Here is a 930-nt window from a genome sequence, read left to right as displayed (position 1 = left end):
AATAGATTCTATGGTTTTGGTCAAGCTTTTATGGAAACGAAGTGCGGGTCGAAGCTTGATCCGTTCTTCGTCAAGATGTAAGCGATGCGCAGGATTTTGCGCGCAATGATCATGATGGCCGCAGTGGAAGCCCACCCGAGCTGGCGATAGTGGGCATAGGTAGGTGCCCAAATCGATGATTTTGCTGCTGCCATTGCCGCATTGAACAAGAGCCGTCGACCTTCCGACGGACCGCGCTTGGACAGACGCCGCCGTCCCCGCTTTTGGCCGGAGTCGCAAGGACGTGGATCCATGCCGACAAATGCTACAGCGGCATCGCTGTTTTTGAATTTGACCCGATCCAATAAATTGGCCAGCCAGGCGCTGGTTAAGGGCCCGACACCGGCGATAGATTTCAAGCGCTCAATTTGTTCGGCGCGCTGTGGAATTGCATTATTCAACGCAGCAATTTCGCAGTCGATATGCTTGAGTAATTCGGTGAAGCCGGCGATCAACTTTGTGGCCTTGGCGTTCAGTGAGGGCACGCCATCGCAGCTCAGGCGAAGAGCGGTCTTCAAGGAGACGATTTTGGCCCGTCGCTTGAGCAATTGATCCATGGCCCTCTGTTCTGGCGTGGCTGGTTCATAGGCGCGCAGATGCGCCACTTCGTGCGCTACATACCGAGCAATCATCTGCGCATCCACCCGGTCAGTCTTGGCGCGCATGCCGATGCCTTTGGCATAGTGCCAGGTGTCTTTCGGATTGAGAACAAAGACAGAGAAACCCATCTTCACTGCTAAATCTGCCAGATCCTGGTGATAGAGACTAGTGGCCTCCATCGCAATGTGTGTACCTGGCGGCAAAGTGTTAAGAAATTTCCGTAGTGCCGGCAAAGCATTTGCCACCGTCTGCACTGGAAAGCTGTTTTGTGAACAGGCAAGGACGACTTCT

The 930-nt window shown here is 53.8% G+C and carries 1 protein-coding gene; it reads right to left on the bottom strand.

Annotated features, from left to right (window positions below):
* Positions 1-20: 20 nt before the first annotated feature.
* On the bottom strand, positions 21-930 hold a 910-nt coding region (locus AC07RZ_RS24120), incomplete at its 5' end, for an IS110 family RNA-guided transposase (RefSeq protein ID WP_494669871.1).

It is taken from the genome of Collimonas sp. GW821-FHT07E08, assembly GCF_059418905.1.
The sequence above is the reverse complement of the archived record's forward strand: the minus strand, read 5'-3'. Positions and strand labels throughout refer to the sequence as shown.